Annotated in this window: 20 protein-coding genes; 6 read left to right on the top strand and 14 right to left on the bottom strand. The window is 67.7% G+C overall.

The features are described 5' to 3' along the window. Window positions 1-42 precede the first annotated feature (42 nt). The gene (locus ACFXNW_RS21090; RefSeq protein WP_379419412.1) at window positions 43-804 is read right to left on the bottom strand and encodes an SDR family NAD(P)-dependent oxidoreductase; all 762 of its coding nucleotides are present in this window, start codon (window positions 802-804) and stop codon (window positions 43-45) included. 497 nt (window positions 805-1,301) lie between these two features. Between ACFXNW_RS21090 and ACFXNW_RS21095 the strand changes: the two genes are divergently transcribed. Beyond that, complete coding sequence (locus ACFXNW_RS21095) at window positions 1,302-3,728, top strand: Hsp70 family protein (protein WP_379419413.1); 2,427 nt, start codon at window positions 1,302-1,304, stop codon at window positions 3,726-3,728. 325 nt (window positions 3,729-4,053) lie between these two features. Here the strand turns inward: ACFXNW_RS21095 and ACFXNW_RS21100 are convergent, their stop codons facing one another. From ACFXNW_RS21100 to ACFXNW_RS21110, 3 genes are all read right to left on the bottom strand, one after another. After that, window positions 4,054-5,577 (bottom strand): class I adenylate-forming enzyme family protein, encoded by a 1,524-nt coding sequence (locus ACFXNW_RS21100; protein ID WP_379419414.1) that lies wholly within the window; start codon window positions 5,575-5,577, stop codon window positions 4,054-4,056. Window positions 5,578-5,582: 5 nt separating this feature from the next. Continuing rightward, complete coding sequence (locus ACFXNW_RS21105; protein WP_379419472.1) at window positions 5,583-6,617, bottom strand: phosphotransferase family protein; 1,035 nt, start codon at window positions 6,615-6,617, stop codon at window positions 5,583-5,585. A 91-nt stretch (window positions 6,618-6,708) separates the two neighbouring features. Beyond that, on the bottom strand, window positions 6,709-7,680 hold the full coding sequence (locus tag ACFXNW_RS21110) for a phosphotriesterase (RefSeq protein WP_379419415.1): 972 nt from the start codon (window positions 7,678-7,680) through the stop codon (window positions 6,709-6,711). Between the two features lie 170 nt (window positions 7,681-7,850). Between ACFXNW_RS21110 and ACFXNW_RS21115 the strand changes: the two genes are divergently transcribed. Together ACFXNW_RS21115 and ACFXNW_RS21120 are read left to right on the top strand one after the other, a co-directional pair. Further along, entirely contained in the window at window positions 7,851-8,417 is a 567-nt protein-coding gene (locus ACFXNW_RS21115) for a QsdR family transcriptional regulator (RefSeq protein WP_379419416.1), read from the top strand. A gap of 103 nt (window positions 8,418-8,520) precedes the next feature. Continuing rightward, entirely contained in the window at window positions 8,521-9,324 is an 804-nt protein-coding gene (locus tag ACFXNW_RS21120; protein WP_379419417.1) for an HAD family hydrolase, read from the top strand. Window positions 9,325-9,416: 92 nt separating this feature from the next. Here the strand turns inward: ACFXNW_RS21120 and ACFXNW_RS21125 are convergent, their stop codons facing one another. Continuing rightward, window positions 9,417-9,836: a VOC family protein gene (locus ACFXNW_RS21125; RefSeq protein WP_379419418.1), complete on the bottom strand. Its 420-nt coding sequence runs from the start codon at window positions 9,834-9,836 to the stop codon at window positions 9,417-9,419. A gap of 92 nt (window positions 9,837-9,928) precedes the next feature. Between ACFXNW_RS21125 and ACFXNW_RS21130 the strand changes: the two genes are divergently transcribed. Then, entirely contained in the window at window positions 9,929-10,894 is a 966-nt protein-coding gene (locus tag ACFXNW_RS21130) for a helix-turn-helix transcriptional regulator (RefSeq protein ID WP_379419419.1), read from the top strand. 96 nt (window positions 10,895-10,990) lie between these two features. On the opposite strand, the gene ACFXNW_RS21135 is transcribed toward ACFXNW_RS21130, so the two are convergent. From ACFXNW_RS21135 to ACFXNW_RS21160, 6 genes are all read right to left on the bottom strand, one after another. Further along, window positions 10,991-11,839 carry a sirohydrochlorin chelatase gene (locus ACFXNW_RS21135; RefSeq protein WP_379419420.1) on the bottom strand — a complete coding sequence of 283 codons (849 nt, stop codon included), beginning with the start codon at window positions 11,837-11,839 and terminating at the stop codon, window positions 10,991-10,993. Window position 11,840: 1 nt separating this feature from the next. Then, window positions 11,841-13,136 (bottom strand): sulfate adenylyltransferase subunit 1, encoded by a 1,296-nt coding sequence (locus ACFXNW_RS21140; protein WP_379419421.1) that lies wholly within the window; start codon window positions 13,134-13,136, stop codon window positions 11,841-11,843. A gap of 1 nt (window position 13,137) precedes the next feature. Continuing rightward, on the bottom strand, window positions 13,138-14,085 hold the full coding sequence (cysD, locus tag ACFXNW_RS21145) for a sulfate adenylyltransferase subunit CysD (RefSeq protein WP_379419422.1): 948 nt from the start codon (window positions 14,083-14,085) through the stop codon (window positions 13,138-13,140). Continuing rightward, on the bottom strand, window positions 14,064-14,783 hold the full coding sequence (locus ACFXNW_RS21150) for a phosphoadenylyl-sulfate reductase (protein ID WP_379419423.1): 720 nt from the start codon (window positions 14,781-14,783) through the stop codon (window positions 14,064-14,066). The genes cysD and ACFXNW_RS21150 overlap by 22 nt, the downstream gene beginning before the upstream one ends. A gap of 31 nt (window positions 14,784-14,814) precedes the next feature. Then, the gene (locus ACFXNW_RS21155; RefSeq protein WP_379419424.1) at window positions 14,815-16,596 is read right to left on the bottom strand and encodes a nitrite/sulfite reductase; all 1,782 of its coding nucleotides are present in this window, start codon (window positions 16,594-16,596) and stop codon (window positions 14,815-14,817) included. Window positions 16,597-16,748: 152 nt separating this feature from the next. After that, on the bottom strand, window positions 16,749-16,850 hold the full coding sequence (locus tag ACFXNW_RS21160; protein WP_375154368.1) for an Ms4527A family Cys-rich leader peptide: 102 nt from the start codon (window positions 16,848-16,850) through the stop codon (window positions 16,749-16,751). Between the two features lie 206 nt (window positions 16,851-17,056). On the opposite strand from ACFXNW_RS21160, the gene ACFXNW_RS21165 reads away from it, so the two are divergent. Then, entirely contained in the window at window positions 17,057-17,485 is a 429-nt protein-coding gene (locus tag ACFXNW_RS21165; RefSeq protein ID WP_379419425.1) for an SgcJ/EcaC family oxidoreductase, read from the top strand. Window positions 17,486-17,505: 20 nt separating this feature from the next. Here the strand turns inward: ACFXNW_RS21165 and ACFXNW_RS21170 are convergent, their stop codons facing one another. The 3 genes from ACFXNW_RS21170 to hrcA all read right to left on the bottom strand — a co-directional run bounded on the left by ACFXNW_RS21170 (window position 17,506) and on the right by hrcA (window position 20,627). Beyond that, on the bottom strand, window positions 17,506-18,267 hold the full coding sequence (locus tag ACFXNW_RS21170) for a 16S rRNA (uracil(1498)-N(3))-methyltransferase (RefSeq protein ID WP_379419426.1): 762 nt from the start codon (window positions 18,265-18,267) through the stop codon (window positions 17,506-17,508). Then, entirely contained in the window at window positions 18,268-19,422 is a 1,155-nt protein-coding gene (dnaJ, locus tag ACFXNW_RS21175; RefSeq protein ID WP_379419427.1) for a molecular chaperone DnaJ, read from the bottom strand. Window positions 19,423-19,595: 173 nt separating this feature from the next. Beyond that, complete coding sequence (hrcA, locus tag ACFXNW_RS21180) at window positions 19,596-20,627, bottom strand: heat-inducible transcriptional repressor HrcA (protein WP_379419428.1); 1,032 nt, start codon at window positions 20,625-20,627, stop codon at window positions 19,596-19,598. Window positions 20,628-20,871: 244 nt separating this feature from the next. Between hrcA and ACFXNW_RS21185 the strand changes: the two genes are divergently transcribed. Further along, window positions 20,872-21,348 carry a YbaB/EbfC family nucleoid-associated protein gene (locus tag ACFXNW_RS21185; protein ID WP_379419429.1) on the top strand — a complete coding sequence of 159 codons (477 nt, stop codon included), beginning with the start codon at window positions 20,872-20,874 and terminating at the stop codon, window positions 21,346-21,348. Window positions 21,349-21,350 lie beyond the last annotated feature (2 nt).

Here is a 21,350-nt window from a genome sequence, read left to right on the forward strand (position 1 = left end):
CGCGCGCATCGGCCGATGAGGGGCCGGTGCGCGCGGTGCTGATCAACGCGCGGTGAAACCGCCGTCGATTGCGAGCGCCGCTCCGGTGACGAAGCTCGACTCGGGGCTGAGCAGATACGCACACAGCGAGGCGATTTCCTCGGGCTTGCTGATGCGGCCCAGCGGATGCAGCGCCGCGATCGCGGCCTCGCCCTCCGGAGTTGCACCCATCGAATTGCGGAAGGCCGGCGTATCGATCGCGCCGGGGACCAGCGCGTTTACTCGAACCCCCTGTTCGGCTGCTTCCAAAGCGACCGCGCGGGACAACCCGACCACACCGTGTTTTGCCGCGACATACGGTGCGACCGAGCCCATTCCGACCACACCCAGGTTGGAGGCATTGTTCACAATGGCCCCGCCTCCGGAAGCCGCCAGCGCCGGAACCTGATGGCGCATACCGTAGAAGACGCTGGTCAGGTTGAGCTCGAGTTCACCGCGCCACGCCGCGTCGTCGATCTCGGTGATGGGACCGGATGCGGTGATCGCACCGGCGTTGTTGAACGCGGCATCGAGGCGGCCGAACTCGTCGAGGGCCGCTCGGGTCAGCGCGGCCACCTCCTCCTCGTTGCGCACATCGGTGGGCACGAACACCGCGCGCCCGCCGTCGGCGCGAATCTCCTCGGCCACCCGGACCCCTGCTTCTTTGCCGCGCGCACCGAGGACGACCGCGGCGCCCTCGGCGGCCACCCGCCGGGCCACCGCCTCGCCCACCCCTGAGGTGGCGCCGGTGATCAAGACGACCTGCTCGGCGAATCGTTGTGCCATGGAAATCGGTTTCCCTTCTGATACTTGGTTTTTGGTCATCGCTACGACGTCGTGCTCTCCAGTCAACTCGAGGGACGGCAGGTGTGCTGGCGGAAATCTGCCGCCGCGTTGACGCGTCATGCACCTGGCTGGAAGCAACCGCTCGGTCGATTTTTGCGCGGTAGCAACAGTTTGGTTACCGACTGGTAGGTGTGTACTCGACGGATGCCCGAGGGTCGTCAACGGTGTCCGGCGGGTAAAAGGGCGTTGATCGCCGAATGATTGCGGAGCGCGACACGAGGTCTCCGAATCGTATCGATCCAGGGGTCTGGATCATCCAATCGCGCAGCTGTGACCAGGTAATTTAACGAATTGTCGCGGAAGGTTGAATCTTTCATATCAAATCGGCATCCGGACGGAGTCGAAACAGTTAACCTGTGGGGGCTGTTTGGAAGACGACCGCGGCCCATGGTTCTTCACATGAGGGACGTGGTCACGGTGCGTTGACGGGATAGCGAATGACTACAGGGCTGGGCTTCAGCATCGGCACAGTGAACTCCGTTTCGGCAGTGGCGACCGCCGAGCAACCACGGCCATCGGTGCGGACCAGGCGCACGACCGCCGCGTTCGACGGCACCAGCGGCCTCCGGCTCGGCGGCATCCCCGAATTCGCCGTCGCGGTCACCGATTTCGCCGACCTCGCCCGTGACCCCGACTCGGTCACCATCGGCGGGCGGATCTGGTCGCCCGCGAACATGATCGCCGCGGTGGTGCACAGCCTGCTGGCCTCGGCCGAACCCTGCGCCGGCGTGGTCACCACCTATCCGGCCGCCTATTCGAACAAGCAGGTCGCCCTGCTGCGGCAGGCGCTGGAGCTGTCCGGGATCGGGCATGTGGAACTCGTCCCCGAACCCGTGGCCGCTGCCGAATGGCTCGAGCGCGAACAGGGGCCGCTGCCTTCGGAATTCGTGCTCGTCTACGACCTCGGCGGCAACAGCCTCGACATTACGGTCGTTCGGGTCGGTCCCGATTGGCACAACCACCCGATGGTCGGGAAACCGGTGCGCTGCTACGACTTCGGCGGCCGGCCGCTCGGCGCGATGATCGCCCGCTACGCCGGTGGAAAGATGTCGTCGGCGCCCGGCACCGTCGCGATGACGTCGTTCGTCGATACCGACAGCCTGCGGGTGGAGCAGATCCGCGATTCGCTCGAGGTGGTGCGGGCCGCGGTGCGTGCCGCAGGAATCACCATGTCCGATATCGGTCGGATTCTGGTGGTCGGTGGCGCCGCCCGGCCGCCCGAAGTGGCGCGGACCCTCGCCGAACTCGGCAGGCCCGTCGTGATGTCGGCGGATCCGGGCCAGACCGTCGCGGCCGGAGCCGCCTACCTCGCGGCACGCACCGCGATGCCGGCAGCGCCAGGTGCCAGTTTCCACCCGCCGGTGTTCTCCGGTGCGGCAATCTTTTCCGCGATCGCGATGTCGGCCGCCACCATGTTCGGCGGTGGGGCGGTCGACAACCAGCTCTCGCCGGTACTCGACCGCTTCCCGCGCCTGGACATCCCGAACGACGCACTACTCGTCGAACTCGACGGCAACGCGTTGGACGGACGTGGCCTCGTCGGCAATGTCGGCGCGGTCGGCCATGTGGCGGCGGGAATGGCCCGCGCCGTGGCCGGCGCCCCCGCGCGGCTGACCGGATACGCCGCGATGGTCTCGCCGTCGGCGTACCCGCAGGGATCGCGACCGCACGGGCCGACCATGGCCGAAAGCCGTGGCGATACCCATTCCGACACCCGCCAATGGCGGCACAGGTCCGACGAGCTGTCGGGTACCTACGCCGACCCCGCGCGGTTCCGCAATCCGATGCCGTTCTCGCAGCCGAACAAGTCGGTACGCCCACCGAGCAGTCCGGTCGAGGGCACGCCGTCGATTCCCGGCGGGAAACCCGGCGCCGGAGATGGGTCGAATCCTGTTCCTGGCGTGCCCGGTTCGGTCCCCGGTGATGTGACGCCGGGCGGGAACGAACCCGGAACCCCGGTCGGCTCTACACCGGGTGTTCCTTCCGTGCCGGACACTTCGGTGCCGGGCAGCACGGCCCCCGGCTCGTCCACCGGCGCAATTCCAGCGGGTGATACCTCGCCGGGCGGGGTGGGGATTCCTGACGGATCGATCGGGACCGGCGACGACGGGGCCTCGGGTGGCGTGTCGACCGGCGGGCTCGGCGGCGGAACGTCCTCGGGTGACGGCTCGGGGACATCCGGCGGTGGCGCCTCCGGGGGCGGCGCGGTCGGTGACGGTGCATCGGGTGGATCGCCGGGCGGTTCGACCGGTGCGGGTGCCGGCGGCGCCTCGGGCGGTTCGGCGGCCGGAGGATCTGCGTCGGGTGGCTCGGACTCGGATGGCACGGACTCGGATGGCACGGGTTCGGATGGTTCGGGCTCCGGCGGTTCCGCCTCCGGTGGATCCGGTGCGGGGGGTTCCGCTTCCGGTGGATCGACCTCAGGCGGTTCGGCGTCGGGCGGGTCGGGTTCTGGCGGTTCGACTTCGGGTGGTTCCGCGTCGGGCGGGTCGACGTCAGGGGGAGCGTCCTCAGGCGGCGGCATGTCCGGTGGGAATTCCTCCGGTGGAATCTCATCCGGTGGGAGCACGTCCGGTGGGAGTTCCTCGGGTGGAAGCTCGTCGGGCGGAAGCTCGGGCCGATCGTCCTCGGGTGGTTCGTCGGATTCGAGTTCGGGCGGGCGCTCCTCCAGCGGAGGCTCACGCGGCGGTTCGGGCAGCGATTCGGATGGCGGCTCGTCGGGCGGTTCCCGCGGCGGCGGCTCGAAGGGCGGTTCAGGCGGTTCGCGCGGCGGGTCAGGTGGCTCGGGCGGCTCAGGCGGATCCGGGGGGTCGGGTGGTTCCGGCGGGTCCGGAGGTTCGGGTGGCGGCTCAGGAGGTCACTGAGTCCCGATCGCCCGCGGCAGGCGCCGATGGTGCCGCCACCGATATTCGGTAGCGGACCGTCGGCTGCTGGCTCCGGCTCCAGCATCGAGGGGTTCTGGTTGTGGCAGCCGGTATTTCGCCACAACGGGGAAGCAGAGCCCTTCTCAGGTCCGGCGGGCACGGCAGCGGGTGACGAACCGCCCGCGGCACCGACCATCGGCGACAGTGCCGGATCGACGGCCCCGACCCCGCGAACACCGTTCGCGCGGCGGACCCCGGCCATCGAGTCGCCAGCGGCGAGTCGGCGGTAGCGATGCCCGTGCGAAGGCCGGGGATGTCCCGCGCGTCAGCGCAGCGGAGCGCCCCACCGAATTTGCTCACGAAGCTGCGCCTTGAGCAGTTTTCCGCCGGCATTGCGTGGCAGCGCTTCATCTACCACAGTGACGTACTGCGGAATCTTGAAGTCGGCCAGCTGTTCTCGGCAGTGTGCGATGACGGCATCGAGATCGATATCCGCGCCGTCGCCGAACAGGACCGCACCGACCTTCTCACCCATGACCTCGTCGGGGACAGCGAGTACGGCCGCGTCCGCGACATCCGGTGCCGCGAGCAGCGCCGCCTCCACCTCGACACTCGAGACGTTTTCCCCACCGCGGTTGATGATGTCCTTGATCCGGTCGATCACGTGCACGCGCCCGGCATCATCGACTCGGACGACGTCCCCGGTGCGCAGCCAGCCCTGCATGCGCGCCGCTTCGGTGGCCTCCGGCCGATTCCAGTATCCGGCAGTGATATTCGCCCCGCGTGCGAGCAGCTCTCCGACGTTCGGATCGTCATCGATCGGCGCCAACGCGAGCCGCACGGACGGAACCGCGTAGCCGACCGAATCAGCATGGTCGACGGCATCGTCGTCGGGCAGCAAGGTCATGAGCGAGGCGGTCTCGGTCATGCCGTAGCCGTTGAATACGGTCGCCGCGGCGAACGCGGCCTGCAATGCCCGAACCAGGGCCGGAGCGATCGGCGCACCGCCGTAGCCGACCCAGCGCACTCCGGACACATCCGCACCGTCGAAGTCCGCATGCCGCAGCATCAGCGAATACATGGCCGGAACTGTGACGATGAACGAGATCCGTTCGGCAGCAACAGCGGCGATCATTCCGGGTATGTCCCGCGTCGGCATGATCACCGAGGTGCCGCCGAGGTAGACGGCGACCATCAGCTGGGAGTTGCAGCCGGTCACGTGGAACAGTGGAACCGAGATCAAGGTCCGCAGCTCGGCACCGATGCCTCTGGGCAGGCCGAGGCAGCGGACCATGTTCTCGGCGTTGGTCAGGAATGCCTCATGGGTAGTGGGAACGCCTTTCGGCTTGCCGGTCGTGCCCGATGTGTAGAACAGCGCCGCGATGTCATCGTGCTGGAGTCCTTCTGCGACATAGGGTTCGCCGTCGGGCAGCGGTGAGCCGGGACTCAGATCCACGCGAGCGCCCGCATCCGCCAGGACGAATTCGATCTCGGGCGCCGCCGAGCGAGTGTTCACCGCGACGGCGATACCGCCGGCCAGCACGATGCCCCAGAAGGCGAGAACCCAGTCGGCGCCTGCGGGGTACCGGATGGCAACTCGATCGCCGTGCGTGACACCGGACGCCCGCAGCCCACCGGCGACGCGGGTCGCGCGGTCCCACAACTGCCGGTAGGTCAGCCGATGGACCCCTGGTTCGACGACCGCCTCGGTGTCCGGGCAGGTGTCGGCGCGAGTCCTGAGCAAGTCGAGCAAGGTGGCGGGTAGGCCGTCGTAGTGGGGGATGCCGTTCGCATCCAGCGACGTACCGGTGGTGTCGAAAGGGTTGTGGGTGCGCGGGATCTCGATCATCGTGCTCAGATCCCGGCCTCGTCGGCCACGATGCGGGCCTGGCGGACGACCGCATCGATGCGTTGGGTCGTGGGCACCCCCGCGCTGGCCTTGTTACGGGGCTCGTCCATGCCACGGCGCAGGACCCCATCGGCGATGATGGCGAGTTTCCACAGCCCGAGCGCATGCCAGTAGCGCAGCGCGGCGGGGTCGCGTCCGGTCTCGGCCACATAGATGTCGACGATCTGGGCGCGATCGGGAAATCCGGGCAGGGCCGTGGCGGGGAAGTCGCCGGCAAAATCTTCGCCCGGCTGTACCCAGTAGGTGAGCAGACTGCCCAGGTCCGCCAAGGGATCTCCGAGGGTGGACAGTTCCCAGTCCAGCACCGCCGTGACCTCGCCGCTGTCGGGTGCGGTGATGACGTTGCGCACGTGAAAATCGCCGTGCACCAACGTGAGTTCCTGTTGCTCCGGTGCGGCGGCGGTCAGTCGTCGGGTGAGATCGTCGAGCTCGGGCCGATCGGCGGTCTTGGACTGTTCCCACTGCCGCGACCACCGCTTCAACTGTCGCTGCGCGTACGGCTTGTGACTGGCCAGATCGCCCAATCCGACCGCATCGATATCGACGGCGTGGATTTTCGCGAGCGCCGAGGCCATCGAGTGGCCGATCCGGCCGCGGATCGACGGGGACAGTGACTCCGCGATCTCCATGGTGTCCACCACGCGGCCGTCGACGAACTCCATCAGCACCATCGGGACCTCGGCAAAAGCCGGATCGTCGGTGTAGCCGAGCACGCGAGGCGTCGGTACGGGTGTGTCGGTGAGCGCGGAGAGGATGCGCGCCTCCCGGCCCACATCGTGGGCGGAGGCGAGCAGATGCCCGAGCGGTGGCCGACGCACCACCCAGCGGTGATCGGCCGAATCCCGCACCAGATACGTCAAATTGGATTGGCCGAGACCGATCCGATCGAATCGCAACCGCCCGGACCGGTCGATCGCCAGGTGATCCAGCCAGCGGCCGATCGCCGTCGGATCGATACCGGGAACAGTGTCGGAATCCATCGAGGTGCCCGTTTCGTCGCTCATGCCTGCGCCTCGCCGGCGCTCGGCTCAGGCACGAGCGAGAGCTCGGCTGTGTATATGAATCGCTCGCTCATGCGGTGAAGTACCTGCGCGGGTTGTCGACCAGCATCGTCGTGATCTGCTCCGGGCTGACCCCGCGTTCCAGCAGAGCGGGCAGCACATCGTCGCTGATGTGGGTGAAGTTCCAGTTGGGCACGGCGGCGGCCTTGCCTTCCGCGGTGAACCAGTCGATGAAGCAGGCCGCGTCGTGGGCGAGCACCATCTTCTCCGCGTAGCCGCGTTCGGCCAGCGCCACCACCGTGGAAACCCGCTCATCGAAGGGCAGCAGCACATCGAGTCCGAAACGGTCCATGCCGAGATAGGACCCGGCATCGGCCAGCTCGCACAGATAATCCAGATCGGTGCTGTCGCCGGAGTGCCCGATGACGACCTTGGTCAGGTCGGCGCCTTCCTCGGCGAGGATCTTCTGCGCCACCAGCCCCGAGTGAGTGTGCGGATTGGTGTGCACGGTGATCGGCGCACCGGTTTCGACGTGGGCTTGTGCGACGGCGCGCATCACCCGCTCCACGCCGGGTGTCAAGCCCTGCTCCTCGATCGCGCATTTGAGGAATGCCGCCTTGACGCCGGTGTCCGCGATGCCTTCGCGGATGTCCTTGACGAACAACTCCACCATCGGCTCGGCTACGTCGAACAGCAGTCCGGGGCCGGTGTAGTGGAACTGGAAAGGGACCTCGTTGTAGGTGTAGATGCCGGTCGCGGCCACGATATTGATGTCTACCTGCTCGTTGATGCGCTGCACGCGCGGCAGGTAGCGGCCGAGGCCGATCACCGTCGGGTCGACGATCGTATCGATCCCGCGGGCCTTGCACTGTGTCAGCTTCTCCACGGCGTCGGCGACGCGGACGTCCTCATCCCAATGATTCGGATAGTCCGGGTAGTTCTGCTGAATTTCGGTGCCGAGCACGAAGACGTGCTCGTGCATCAGCACCTTCCCCAGGGCTGTGGTGTCGACGGGGCCGCGGACGGTTTCAACTGTGGGCATCGGAATTCCTCTGCGCTTTCGCCGGTCGATGATGGTCTGCGTGTGATGCACACCACCATGCGTGAGACACTCATGGAGTGTGTCTCACGTCCGGAGTTCCGTCAACCCATCGCGATAGCCACGCAGGGCGCCGGTTCGCGGTGTGTGCACGGATAAGAGGAGATGAACAGGTGATCGCTACTTCCGAGGCGCGCCGCGCGGTCGATGCCGCCACGAAGCTGTACCTGGACGGCGAACCGCTGGACATGTCGGTGCTGGCCCGCACGCTCGGGATCGGCCGGGCCACGCTGTATCGGCACGTCGGCAACCGCGACGAGCTGATCGCTACTGTGCTGGCCGAGGCCACCGAGCGCACCTACCGAAAGGCGATCGCGGCCGGGTCCGGGACGGGGGCCGAACTGATCCTCGATGTGCTCGAGCGACTGATGACAGCGGTGTCCGGTTCCGAACCGCTGCTCGCACTCACCCGTCGAGAGCCGCAACTATTCATCCGGTTGGCACTGCTGCCCGGAGCCATCGAGTCCACCTCGGCGCGTTTGATCGCGGAGATGCTCGACGACGAGCAGCGGCAGGGGCATCTGCGGTTACGTATGTCGAGCCGGGTGCTTGCCGATGCCATCGTCCGCATTTGCGACGTCCACCTCTACGCGCCGTTGCTCGGCGGCGATGACCCCCAGATCGGCACGGCCCTCGACATTGTCGCGCTGCTGATCGGGCACGAACCGGCGAACTCGTAACCTCCGCTCGTAGCAGTGTGCCGATTCCGCTGCGATGCCGGTAATTTCGGCGCCGCTACTTAATATCGATGCCAGATGTCAACTCGGACGGCACAATAGGGAAGTGAGTGACAACGGGGGAGCGCCTGAACTGATCGCGCTGGACGTGGACGGAACCCTCATGCCCACCGGTGAGCCGATGAGCGAACGGGTCGTCGCGGCGGTGCACGCCGCGGTCGCCGCAGGCGCGCACGTCGTCGTCACGACCGGCCGCACTGTCCTCAAGACCCGCCCGGTCCTGGCCGAACTCGGTCTGGTCGCCGGGCACGCCCTGTGCTCCAACGGTGCCGTGCACATGGACGTCGCCGGTGGTCACCCGGTCGCCGTCCACGCGTTCGATCCCGCACCTGCGGTGCGGGCGCTGCGAGATCTGTTCCCCGAGATGATCCTCGCGGTCGAACGCGTCGGGATCGGTACCTGGGCCACCGGATTCAGTCCGGGAGAATACGATGTCGGCGGCGAATACCTGGTCGTCGACGACCGCACCCTGTGCAGTGCACCGACCCCTCGGCTCAACGGCTGGTGGCCGGAGGGCTCCACCGAGGAACTGCGACGCCTGCTGACGTTCCTGCGCGTACCCGACGCCAGCTGGGTGTACGGCGAATACGGCCCCTGGCTGACGGTCTCCCGGCACGGTGTCTCGAAGGGCTGGGCGCTGGAACGTCTCCGCACCGCCCTCGGCGTCCCGGCCGCCGCGACCCTCGCCATCGGCGACGGCTACAACGACCGGGAAATGCTCACCTGGGCAGCACATTCGGTCGCCATGGCCAACGGCCCAGCCGAAATCCGTGACCTGGCCGATGAAGTCACCGCCGACGTCACCGCCGACGGTGTCGCGAAGATCCTCGAACGCTGGTTCCGGCCGTAGCAGCGGTCCCGCACCGTGTGCTGGTCGGCACGCGGTCGCCCATGTGCCGGTGCGCGCGGTGATCGGACCGCGAGTAAACGGGCCGCCGATACTCAGGCGGACGCCGCCACGGGACCGGTTTCCGCAAGCACCTCCACGTAGTGCGGGTTGGACATGATCCCGAGTACGTTGCCGAACGGATCGACCACCGACGCGGTGACGAACCCGGTGCCGACGCCACGCTCGGTGATGGGGTCGTACACGGTGGCGCCGAGCTCGAGCAGCCGATCGAAGCAGGACTGCAGGTCGTCGACGTGCCAGTGCAGAATGGCGCCGCCGGGGGCCTGCCTGCCCTTCGGGGCATACGCCCCGGCGATGATGCCGAATTCCTGCTGGTAGTCGCCGATCCGGAACTCGTAGTAGCCGCCGGGAACCTGGAAATAGGGCGGGATGCCGAACACCTCGGTGTACCAGTCCTTGGCGGCCTCGAGATCGTCGGCGTAGAAATTCACGGTCGCCATTCCTCGCATCATCACTGTCTCCTTCGGTTCGTTGTGCGTGTTGAATACATCCTCGCGGTCAAAGTGCTCACCGAATGATCACTTTTATCGGCAGAATGAGATTTATGCGAGCTGATCGACTGGTGGCCACTCTGCTGCTGATGCAAAGCCGGGGGCGGGTCACCGCCGCCGAGATCGCCACCGAACTCGAGGTATCGGTCGCCACCGCGCGCCGGGATCTGGAGGCGCTGTCCGCGGCGGGTATCCCGGTGTATCCGCAGCCGGGCCGCGGCGGCGGATGGCAGTTGATCGGGGGTGCGCGTACCGATCTGAGCGGTCTGACCGCGGGGGAGGCGCGAGCGTTATTCCTGCTCGCGGGTCCGTCGGCGGGCGCGGAACCCGAGGCGAAGGCGGCTTTGCGCAAACTGGTGCGCGCGCTACCCCAGACGTTCAGGGAGGACGCCGAAGCCGCCGCCGCCGCCGTCGTCATCGATCCGTCCCGCTGGGGTGCCACCGACCGTGAGTTGCCCGCCGAGGTTCGCACCCTGCAACGGGCGGTCGTGCAGCGCACCAAGGTCCGTATCGGCTACCGCACCCGCACCGGCGAACAGTCGCAGCGGCTGGTCGACCCGCTGGGGCTGGTCGACAAGGACGGCATCTGGTACCTGGTCGCGGGAACCGACCGCGGCAGGCGGACTTTTCGTGTCGAACGCATCAGCGAGATGGTTGTGACCGCAGAGACTGCCGACCGTCCCGAGGATTTCGATCTTGCCGAGGTATGGCAGCAGGTCGTCCACGAGGTGGAGCGGCAGCGCTCGACCGTCGCCGCGACGGTGCTCATCAGCGCGCGGTTGCTCCCGATCCTGCGTGATCAGCAGGGACGGCACTGCGTGGTGGACGGACCGATCGAGGACGGGCGGGTGCAGGCCCACATCACCGCACCAACGGCATGGATGGTTGCCCAGCAGCTCGCCGGCTGGGGCGACACGATCGAGGTCGTCGGGCCTGCGGAAGTCCGCGCCGAGCTGGCCAGGATCGGCGCGGAGCTGGTCGGCCGCTACGCCGTGGCCGACCCCGACACTGTGCCGTGAGCCGGGTACGCCGGTGCGGCAGCGGAGGTTACGGCCGACGGTGCGCACTGGGCGATCCGCAGCGCCGTGCACATGGTTCGATCACGCGAAACTGGTTCAGGCCGAACACAGCAGGGGCAGGTCGACTGCCACGTCGTAGCGATCCAGCACCACATCGGTCAACGCGGGGTGCGGACCGAGCACCTGAGTGTGCACCAGATCCGGTGCCTGATTCACCAGCCGATCGGTGAGCAGACCGGGCGCGAGGAACCACGGCGCCACGAGTACCCGTTCGGCGCCGCGCGCACGTAGCCGGGCCGCAGCCTCGGTGACCGATGGCCCGGTGGTGGCGAAGCAGATCTCGGTCTTCCAGCCGGTCGCCGCGGCCAGCGTCCGCGCCACCTCCGCGGTGCGGATATTCGCCGCAGCCGACGAGGAACCCACTGCCGCGACCGCTACGCCGAGGCGGGAATCCGATACTGCCCCAGCGAAAACGGAGCCACCGCCGGTCGAGTCGGCGGCGACGGTGATCGCGCGGTTCTCCATCGCCGCGTGGTTCGCGGCGATCACCCGGTCGCGCAATGCCGAGACCAGCCTGGCATCGGGTCCGAGCACTTCGGCCTGGGTCAACTCCAGCCGAGGATGCCGTGCCGCCGCACCCGCCAGGAGTCCGGGCAGATCCACCCGTGCGTGAAAGGCGCTGCCCAGCAACAATGGGACGACGATCGCGCAGGTATGTCCCTGCGCCGCGACGGCATCGATCACCTGATCGACCGACGGCGCGTTCAGATCCAGAAACGCCAGCCGCACATCCAGATCCGGGCGCGCGGCCGCGAGCTGCTCGGTCACCGCCGCCATGGTGGCGGCCGAGCGCGGGTCGCGGCTACCGTGCGCGACCGCGATCAGTGCGGGCGCGCCGGTGCCGCCCGCACTGTGCGCGGTCCTCGCGCGGATCACCGCGGACACCTCAGACCTCGGTTCCGACCTCGACCGCCGTCAGCGCATCGCCGACCAGGCCCGCGGCAAGGGTGTTGCCGCCGGACGGATCGATCAGCAGGAAGCTGCCGGTGTGCCGGTTCACGCGGTAGTCGTCGGCGGCGACGGGCTCGGCCACCCGCACCGAGATCCGCCCGATGTCGTTGAGCTCCAGCGATTCCGGATTCGGCGCCGCCGACAGCCGCTGCTCGTCGAACCGTTCGATCAGCTCGCCAACGATCGCCTGGGTGGTCCGGGTGCCGTGCTTGAGCAGCAGTCGCGCGCCGGGGCGCAGCGGCTTGTCACCCAGCCAGCACACGGTGGCGTCGAAGGTGTCGATCGGTTCCGGTGCATCGCCGGGGGAGGCGATGATGTCGCCGCGGGAGATGTCGACCTCATCGGCCAGGATCAGCGTGACGCTGCGTCCGGGCTGCGCGACGGCCAGCTCACCGTCGGGGGTGTCGATGCGTTCGACGGTGGTGCGGATACCCGAGGGCAGCACCACCACCTCGTCGCCGGGCGAGACCGAGCCTGCCGCGATCTGGCCCGCGTAGCCGCGGTAGTCGGGGTATTCGGCGGTGCGCGGGCGGATGACGTACTGCACCGGGAACCGCAGGCCCAGCGAATGCGTGCCGGAGCTGTCGGCGTCGACCGGCACCGACTCGAGGTGCTCGATCAGCGAGGGACCGCTGTAGTACGGGGTGTTGTCCGACCGGGTGGCGATATTGTCGCCGTGCAGCGCGGAGACGGGGATCTCCAGCACGTCCTCGCTCGTCCAGCCCAGTGTGCTGGTGAGCTTGTTGAACTCGGCGGAGATCTCGGCGAACACCGTCGCGGCGTCGTCGACCAGGTCGATCTTGTTCACCGCGAGCACCAGCTTCGGCACACCCAGCAGCGCAAGCACCGCGGCATGGCGGCGGGTCTGCTCGATGACGCCCTTACGCGCGTCGACCAGCAGGATCACCAGCTGCGCCGTCGAGGCGCCGGAAACGGTGTTGCGGGTGTACTGCACGTGGCCGGGGGTGTCGGCAAGCACGAACGAACGCTGCGGCGTCGCGAAGTAGCGATAGGCGACGTCGATGGTGATGCCCTGCTCACGCTCCGCGCGCAGGCCGTCCACCAGCAGCGAGAGATCCGGCGTGGACAGGCCCTTGTCCACCGACGCACGGGTGACGGCGTCGATCTGGTCGGCAAGCACGGATTTGGTGTCGTAGAGCAGACGTCCGACAAGGGTGGACTTACCGTCGTCGACAGAACCGGCGGTGGCCAGCCTCAATAGGTCGGACATATCAGAAATAACCCTCTCGCTTGCGGTCTTCCATGGCGGCCTCGGAGACGCGGTCATCGCCTCGGGTCGCGCCACGTTCGGTCAGTCGTGACGCGGCGACCTCGGCGAGGATCGCCTCGTTGTCGGCGGCGTCGGACAGGATGGCGCCGGTGGTGGAGCCGTCGCCGACGGTGCGGTAGCGCACCGAACGGGTCTCGAGCACCTCGTTCTCGGCCGGGCCACCCCACTCGCCCGGCGTCATCCACATGCCGTCGCGCTGGTAGACGGGGCGCTCGTGCGCGTAGTAGATGCTGGCCAGGTCGACGTCCTCGCGGGCGATGTAGCGCCAGATGTCGAGCTCGGTCCAGTTGCTCAGCGGGAAGACCCGCACATGCTCGCCCGGGGCGTGCTTGCCGTTGTAGAGGTTCCACAGCTCCGGACGCTGCCGCTTGGGATCCCACTGCCCGAAGGCGTTGCGCAGCGAGAAGATCCGCTCCTTGGCCCGCGAACGCTCCTCGTCGCGCCGGCCACCGCCGAAGACGGCGTCGAAGCGGTTCTCGCTGATGGCGTCCAGCAGCGGGACGGTCTGCAGCGGGTTGCGGATGCCGTCGGGACGCTCGGTGAGCCTGCCGTCGGCCAGGTAGTCCTCCACCTTCGCCACGTGCAGGCGCAGGCCGTAGCGCTCGACCACCTTGTCGCGGAATTCGAGCACCTCCGGCAGGTTGTGCCCGGTGTCCACGTGCAGCAGCGCGAACGGCAGCGGCGCGGGCCAGAAGGCCTTGAGCGCCAGATGCAGCAGGACCGTGGAGTCCTTACCGCCGGAGAACAGGATGACCGGCCGCTCGAATTCGCCTGCCACCTCGCGGAAGATGTGAATCGATTCCGATTCCAGTGCCGCGAGGGTGTCGAAATCGGTAATGCCGAGGGAACGTTCGCTGACTGTCTTGGTCATGAGCTGTGCAACCCGCATTCGGTCTTGGCGAGGCCGGCCCAGCGGCCGCTTCGCGGATCGGATCCCGGCTCCGGCTTCCGTGTGCACGGAGCGCAGCCGATGGACGGATATCCCTCTTCCACCAGAGGATTGACGAGGATCGAGTGCTGCTCGATGTAGGCCTGCATCTCGTCGTCGGACCACGGCGCGATCGGGTTGATCTTCACCAGGCCGAAACCCTCGTCGAAGGAGATGAGCGGCGCATTGGCCCTGGTCGGCGACTCGACGCGGCGGATGCCTGTCACCCAGGCGTTGTAGCCGGCCAGCGACCGCTTCAGCGGCACCACCTTGCGCAGCCGGCAGCATTCGGCGGCGTCACGGGCGAACAGGTCCTTGCCGAGCAGCTGGTCCTGTTCGGTGACCGAATGCTCCGGGCGCACGTTGATCACGTTCACCCCGTAGACCGCCTCCACCGCGTCACGGGTGCCGATGGTCTCGGCGAAGTGGTAGCCGGTGTCGAGGAACAGCACGTCGACGCCGGAGCGGACCTGCGCGGCCAGATGGACCAGCACGCCGTCCTGCATGTTCGAGGCCACGATGTAGTTGGTGCCGAAGGTTTCCTCGGTCCAGCGCAGCAGTTCGGCCGCCGAGGCGTCAGAACCCAGTTCGGCCGCACCGCGCTCGGCGATGGCCCGCAGCTCGTCCTCGGACAGCTTGTCCGCGAGTTGTGTTGTCACTGTTGATCTCCCGTCACCTGATCAGGCGTGCTCATCGCAGGTCGGCCTCGTCGGCGCGCACTGCCCACTGTGCGAAACGCTCGCCCGCGTCGCGGTTCTTGACGAAATTGCGCACCACGCGCTCGATGTAGTCGCCGAGTTCGACGCTGGTCACCTTGTGCTGGCGCAGCTTGCGGCCGAAACCGCTGTCGAGTCCGAGGCTGCCACCCAGATGAACCTGATAGCCCTCGACCTGATTCCCTTCACCGTCATCGACCAGCTGGCCCTTGAAGCCGATATCGGCGATCTGGGAGCGGCCGCAGGAGTTCGGGCAGCCGTTGATATTGATCGTGATCGGCACATCGAGCTGGGCGTTGATATCGGCGAGCCGCTGCTCCAGCTCGGGTGCGAGCACCTGCGAACGCTTGCGGGTCTCGACGAACGACAGCTTGCAGAACTCGATACCACTGCACGCCAACAGGTTCTTGCGCCACATCGACGGACGGGCCTGCAGGCCGAGCGGTTCCAGTTCGGCGATCAGCTCCTCGACCTTGTCGTCGGCGACATCGAGCACGATCAGCTTCTGGTACGGCGTGAAGCGGATGCGATCGGAACCGATGCGCTCGGCGGCCGCGGCCACCTTGGTCAGGATCGTGCCCGACACGCGGCCCGCGATGGGGGAGAAGCCGACGGCATTGAGCCCGTTGCGCAGCTTCTGCACGCCCACGTGATCGATCGGCTTGTCCGGCTGCGCCGGGGCGGGACCGTCGATCAGCTTGCGCTTCAGGTACTCGTCCTCGAGCACCTGACGGAACTTCTCGATGCCCCAGTCCTTGATCAGGAACTTCAGCCGGGCCTTGGTGCGCAGGCGGCGGTAGCCGTAATCGCGGAACACCGCGACGACCGCCTCCCACACCTCGGGGACCTCGTCGAGCGGCACCCACGCGCCGACCCGCTGGGCCAGCATCGGATTCGTCGACAGGCCGCCACCGACCCACAGGTCCAGGCCGGGCCCGTGCTCGGGATGCTCGACACCGACGAAGGCGACGTCGTTGATCTCGTGCACCACATCCTGCTGGCCCGAGATCGCCGTCTTGAACTTGCGCGGAAGGTTCGAGTACTCCTTCTTCCCGATGTAGCGGCGCACGATCTCCTCGATCGCCGGTGTCGGGTCGACGATCTCGTCGAGCGACTCACCCGCCAGCGGGGAGCCGAGGATCACGCGCGGGCAGTCACCGCAAGCCTCGGTGGTGTGCAGACCCACCTGCTCGAGCCGCCGCCAGATCTCGGGGACGTTCTCCACCTCGATCCAGTGGTACTGGACGTTCTCGCGGTCGGACAGGTCGGCGGTGTCGCGGCCGAACTCGGTGGAGATCTCACCGATGGTGCGCAGCTGCGCGGCATTGAGCGCGCCGCCGTCGCAGCGCACCCGCATCATGAAGTACTTGGCCTCGAGCAGGTCGATGTTCTCATCGCCGGTGTAGGTGCCGTCATAGCCCTGCTCACGCTGGGTGTAGAGGCCCCACCAGCGGAACCGGCCACGCAGATCGCCCTTGTCGATGCCGTCGAAACCGGTCTTGGAGTAGATGTTCTCGATGCGCGCACGCACATTGAGCGGGTTGTCGTCCTTCTTGGACTGTTCATTGGGGTTCAGCGGCTCGCGGTATCCGAGCGCCCACTGTCCCTCGGCGCGCCGCTTCACCGGCTTACCGGTGCGGGCGCGCGGGGCCGCCGCAGCTTCGGCCCGCGGGCGATCCGGGCGGACCCGGCGCTCACGTGCGGGCGCGGCGGTTTCGGGCTGATCGGCGGGGCCGGCGTCGGTGCTCGACGTCATAGGGGCTGCTCCTGCTGGGTATGTCGTACGTCCGTGCTGAAGGCGTGAGATGGGCTGTGCTCACGCCCGCGGTGTCAGCGGGCCGAAGTCCTCGATATCGGAATGGCCGGAGAGGGGAGATGGCCGGGGGTCCGGGAACGGGCGCAGCTGAGCTACCGGGAAGAACCGGGCAGACAACAGGCGCTGCAGACGCGCTTGAAGTCGACGTGGCGTCGTGCCACCAGTCGTACTCCGATTTCGCGCATGGGCTTCATTGTGCCACGTCAGCCCCTACGTTCCGACCGCCCTGCCAGTATTTTCCGCTCACAAGGGGGAAATGCCCTGGATTCAGGGGGTCATTTGTGACCGCTGTCATAGTTCATGCGCCGGATCCGGCCGTCGATGCGCCGGATTTGCCGGTTGTGATTCATCGCACCGGGCGCTTGACCTCGAGTTAACTCGAGGTCGCATGCTCATCGGCATGAGCATCGAGACAACACAGACCCGCTACCGGCCCGCCGATACCGACGCCGAACTCGCGGCGATCCGCGCGGTGGTCGACACCGTCGCACACGCACAGGCGAATGAACTCGTCGACGATTTCGTCGGCCTGTTCCGCGAGGACGCCATCTGGACCACCGGCCACGGCAAGCGACTGTTCGGGCGCCGGGCCATCGCCGAGTTCACCGCGCAGGTGCTGCCTGGTGCTGCGCTGAACGGCACGGCGACCTACGAGGTGGAGCACATCTTGTTCCTCCGCCCGGACGTGGCAGCGGTCAAAATTCGGCAGCGATACATCACCAACGACGGCGAGATCGACAGCGAGGGCAGCCCGATGTACGTGATGACCAAGGAAGACGGTCGCTGGATGCTGACGGCGAACCAGAACACCCCTGTCGTCGCGGGGTGAGCGGCATGTAGCCGCTCGGGTCACGGCCGCCCGAAGGCCTGACCCCAGCGCGGTGTCAACGCCCCCAACGCCCCGAGGGCAACCGCTGCCGCAGTGGAGGTGCGCAGCACGGTCGGCCCGAGCAACACCACCTCGGCGCCTGCCTCGGCCAATGCCGACAGCTCCGCATCGTCGAGCCCACCTTCCGGCCCCACGATCAGCGTGACCGCGGGCGCAGTGCCCAGCGGCAGGTCGGTGAACCGAGAAGCGCCGGACTCGTGCAGCGCCGCAACCACCGCACCGTCGGCTTTCGCCGTACGTACCGCCGTCAGCAGGTCGGCAGTGCGGTGCAGGCCGGTGACCTCGGGGATGTAGGCACGCCGGGATTGCCGGGCCGCCGATTTCGCCGCGGCCCGCCATTTGCCGATGCCCTTGTCGGCCTTGGCTTCCCAGTTGGCCACACAGCGAGCGGCCTGCCACGGCACGATCACGTCCGCGCCGGCCTCGGTCATCAGCTCGATCGCCAGTTCGGAGCGATCGGATTTCGGCAATGCCTGCACCACCGTGACCGGCGGCCGTGCCGGCTCCGCAACCGCCGTGGCCCGCACTGCGAGTTCGAGCCGGTCACGCTGTGCGGCAACGACTTCGGATTCGGCGAGCAGTCCGCGACCGTCGGAGAGGGTGATCTGCTCACCGACCCGGATGCGGCGCACCGTGGCGGCATGTCTGCCCTCGGGACCGTCGAGCACGGCGATTCCCCCCGGCTCGGGGATCTCGTCGAGGTAGAAGACGGTCGCGGCCACCTAGCGTCCGCTGAAGGAGGCGCGCAGCCGCGCGAACAAACCGCTGTTGTGCTCGGACTGCGCCGACATCACCTCGGCGCGTTCACGATCGCGCATGCCCTTGTACTTGCGCAGCAGATCGGTCTGCTTACTGTCCAGCTTGGTCGGGACGACGATGTCGAGGTGAGCCAGCAGGTCGCCGCGCGCGCCCGAACGCAGCCTCGGCATGCCGTGGCCGCGCAGGACCGATACTTCGCCGGGCTGTGTGCCCGCCGAAATGGTGAGTTCGGTGGGGCCGTCGAGGATGGTGTCGATGACGACGGTGGTGCCGAGCGCCGCGTCGACCATCGGGACCCGGACGGTGCAGTGCAACTCGTCACCGTCGCGGACGAACACGTCGTGCGGCTGCTCGACGACCTCCACGTACAGATCGCCCGCGTGACCGCCGCCGGGGCCGACTTCGCCCTGGGCGGCCAGTCGCACCCGCATCCCGTTCGCGACACCGGCCGGGATCGGCGCGGCGATCTCGCGGCGAGCCCGCACGCGGCCGTCGCCACCACACTTGTGGCACGGATCGGGGATCGTTTCGCCCGCGCCACGGCAGGTGGGGCAGGGGCGTGAGGTCATCACCTGGCCGAGGAACGAGCGCTGCACCGACTGGACCTCACCGGCACCGGCGCAGGTCTCACAACGCACCGGCTTGGAATTGCCGTTGGTGCCCGCGCCCTGGCAGATATCGCAGAGGATGGCGGTGTCGACAGTCAGGTGCTTGGTGACGCCGACGGCACATTCGGCGAGGCTGAGGCGGGTACGGACCAGCGAATCGGCGCCCGGTTGCACGCGTCCGCGCGGCTTGCGTGCGCCGCCGGTTCCGCTCATGCCGCCGAAGAACGCCTCGAACACATCGCCGAGACCGCCGAAGCCCGCTCCGCTGAAACCGCCACCGGGGCCGCCACCGGACTCGAGCGGGTCGCCGCCCATATCGACGATGCGCCGCTTCTCCGGATCGGTCAGCACCTCGTAGGCCGCCGAGACCTCCTTGAAGCGGGCTTGGGCCGCTTCATCGGGGTTGACGTCGGGATGCAGTTCGCGAGCCAGCTTGCGGTATGCGCGCTTGAGTTCCTGGTCGGTCGCGTTGTTCGCGACGCCGAGCAGTCCGTAGTAGTCCCGTGCCACTTGAGTTCTCTAGTCCTTGATCGCTGTCCACAGTTCCGACTGCGTACGGCCGGATGCCGTTGGGCTGGTCCCGGGCCGGTACCGCTCCAACCGCACAGCATTAGTCGGGTTCACTCAACTTTATCCGGCCGGAGATTCGAGCGTATCAGTGGAGGCGACGACCGGCGTCACCGTCAACGCTCGGCGAGGACCTCGCCGATGTACCTGGCCACCGCGGCCACCGACGCGATCGTGCCCGGATAGTCCATGCGGGTCGGTCCGAGTACGCCCATCCCGCCGAGAATCGCACCAGAGGCGCCGTATCCGGTGGTGACCACCGAGGTGCCGCGCATCTGTTCGACCTGGGTTTCCTCACCGATGCGCACCGTGACGGTGCCCGGCTGCTGCGCCGCGGCCAGCAGCTTGAGGACGATGACCTGCTCCTCCAACGCCTCCAGCACCGAACGCAATGAGCCGGGGAAACCGAAGTCCGCCGCATTGCGAGTCAGATTGGCGGTGCCACCGAGCACCAGCCTTTCCTCCGGATGTTCGACCAGGGTCTCGACGAGCACAGTCGACACCCGGACCAGCACATCACGCAGCCGAGGCGGCGCCTGCTCGGGCAGTTCCGCGACCGCCGCGGACGCCGCGGCGAGCCGCTTGCCATCCATCGCACCGCCGAGCATGGCGCGCAGCGCGGCCAGATCCTCGTCGTCGACGAGCGCGCCGAGTTCCACGATGCGCTGATCGACGCGTCCGGTATCGGTGATGACCACCAGCAGCAGCCGAGCCGGGTTCAACGCGACCACTTCGATATGTCGCACCGTCGACGCGGACACCGTCGGGTACTGCACGACGGCGACCTGACGGGTCAGCTGGGCCAGCAGACGCACACCGCGGCGCAGCACATCGTCGAGGTCGACGCCGGATTCCAGGAATTCCAGGATGGCGCGGCGCTCGGCCGGTGAGAGCGGCTTGACATCGGCGATCCGGTCGACGAACTGCCGGTAACCCTTATCGGTGGGAACGCGCCCGGAACTGGTGTGCGGCTGGGTGATGTAGCCCTCGGCCTCCAGCACCGCCATATCGTTGCGCACCGTGGCGCTCGACACACCCAGATTGTGCCGCTCGACAAGTGTTTTCGAGCCGATCGGCTCCTTGGTCGAAACGTAGTCGGCGACGATCGCCCGCAGGACCTCGAAGCGCCGGTCTTCGGTGCTCGACATCGGCCCCACCTCCTCGCTCGCGTGGGCACGCAGTCGCGGCCGTTGCGCGCGCCACCATACTGGGCCCTACCGACTCCGGCCGAGCCTCACCTATCCAGTTTAGTGGGCCGACCAGATCGGCCGCGGGTCCCGCATCGGCGCGGCGGCCCGCCCGCTGCCGTGACGACCCAGCGGGTACGGCTGCCACCGTGGTAGTTTCCCGGGCGTCTTCGCATCGACAACGACGGAACAGAGGGGGATCCGGATGTTCGACGACCCAGCCAGGGCTGCCGACGATCTCGCCCAGTGGGCGCAGAATCTCGAGAAGAAAGCGCAGCAGTATCAGGCGCTGCACGGTCGGATGGCCGCGATGTCGGTCACCGAGACCTCCGAGGGCGGGCGCGTCACCGTGACCGTCGACGGCAACGGCCTGCCGACCGATATCCGCTTCTCCGACGGCATTCGCGGACTCGGCCCCGCGGCATTGTCGGCCGAGCTGATGACTTGTCTGCAACGCGCACAAGCCAAGCTGCGCCGCGATGTCACCGCGACGGTGCAGGAGGTGGTCGGCGAAGACGAAGCAGGCGCCCGCATCATCGGGCAGTACGCCGACCGATTCGCCGATGAGCAGGAGACCGAACCGGAGCCACCGGCCCCGGCGACGCCACCGGGTGATCTGCGCGGGCCGGACTCCGACGATCCGGATGATCAGTATTTCCGCGGCAAGTCCTGGTTGGTGTGAGG

The organism is Nocardia sp. NPDC059180, from assembly GCF_042754945.1.
Lineage (GTDB): Bacteria > Actinomycetota > Actinomycetes > Mycobacteriales > Mycobacteriaceae > Nocardia.

Coding starts and splice junctions, on each gene's coding strand:
- ACFXNW_RS21125 (WP_379419418.1), bottom strand. CDS start 9,836: ATGATGCGAGGAATGGCGACCGTGAATTTCTACGCCGACGATCTCGAG.
- ACFXNW_RS21160 (WP_375154368.1), bottom strand. CDS start 16,850: ATGAAGCCCATGCGCGAAATCGGAGTACGACTGGTGGCACGACGCCAC.
- hrcA (WP_379419428.1), bottom strand. CDS start 20,627: ATGTCGAGCACCGAAGACCGGCGCTTCGAGGTCCTGCGGGCGATCGTC.
- ACFXNW_RS21140 (WP_379419421.1), bottom strand. CDS start 13,136: ATGTCCGACCTATTGAGGCTGGCCACCGCCGGTTCTGTCGACGACGGT.
- cysD (WP_379419422.1), bottom strand. CDS start 14,085: ATGCGGGTTGCACAGCTCATGACCAAGACAGTCAGCGAACGTTCCCTC.
- ACFXNW_RS21100 (WP_379419414.1), bottom strand. CDS start 5,577: ATGATCGAGATCCCGCGCACCCACAACCCTTTCGACACCACCGGTACG.
- ACFXNW_RS21165 (WP_379419425.1), top strand. CDS start 17,057: ATGAGCATCGAGACAACACAGACCCGCTACCGGCCCGCCGATACCGAC.
- ACFXNW_RS21155 (WP_379419424.1), bottom strand. CDS start 16,596: ATGACGTCGAGCACCGACGCCGGCCCCGCCGATCAGCCCGAAACCGCC.
- ACFXNW_RS21130 (WP_379419419.1), top strand. CDS start 9,929: ATGCGAGCTGATCGACTGGTGGCCACTCTGCTGCTGATGCAAAGCCGG.
- ACFXNW_RS21095 (WP_379419413.1), top strand. CDS start 1,302: ATGACTACAGGGCTGGGCTTCAGCATCGGCACAGTGAACTCCGTTTCG.
- ACFXNW_RS21185 (WP_379419429.1), top strand. CDS start 20,872: ATGTTCGACGACCCAGCCAGGGCTGCCGACGATCTCGCCCAGTGGGCG.
- ACFXNW_RS21105 (WP_379419472.1), bottom strand. CDS start 6,617: ATGGATTCCGACACTGTTCCCGGTATCGATCCGACGGCGATCGGCCGC.
- ACFXNW_RS21090 (WP_379419412.1), bottom strand. CDS start 804: ATGGCACAACGATTCGCCGAGCAGGTCGTCTTGATCACCGGCGCCACC.
- ACFXNW_RS21110 (WP_379419415.1), bottom strand. CDS start 7,680: ATGCCCACAGTTGAAACCGTCCGCGGCCCCGTCGACACCACAGCCCTG.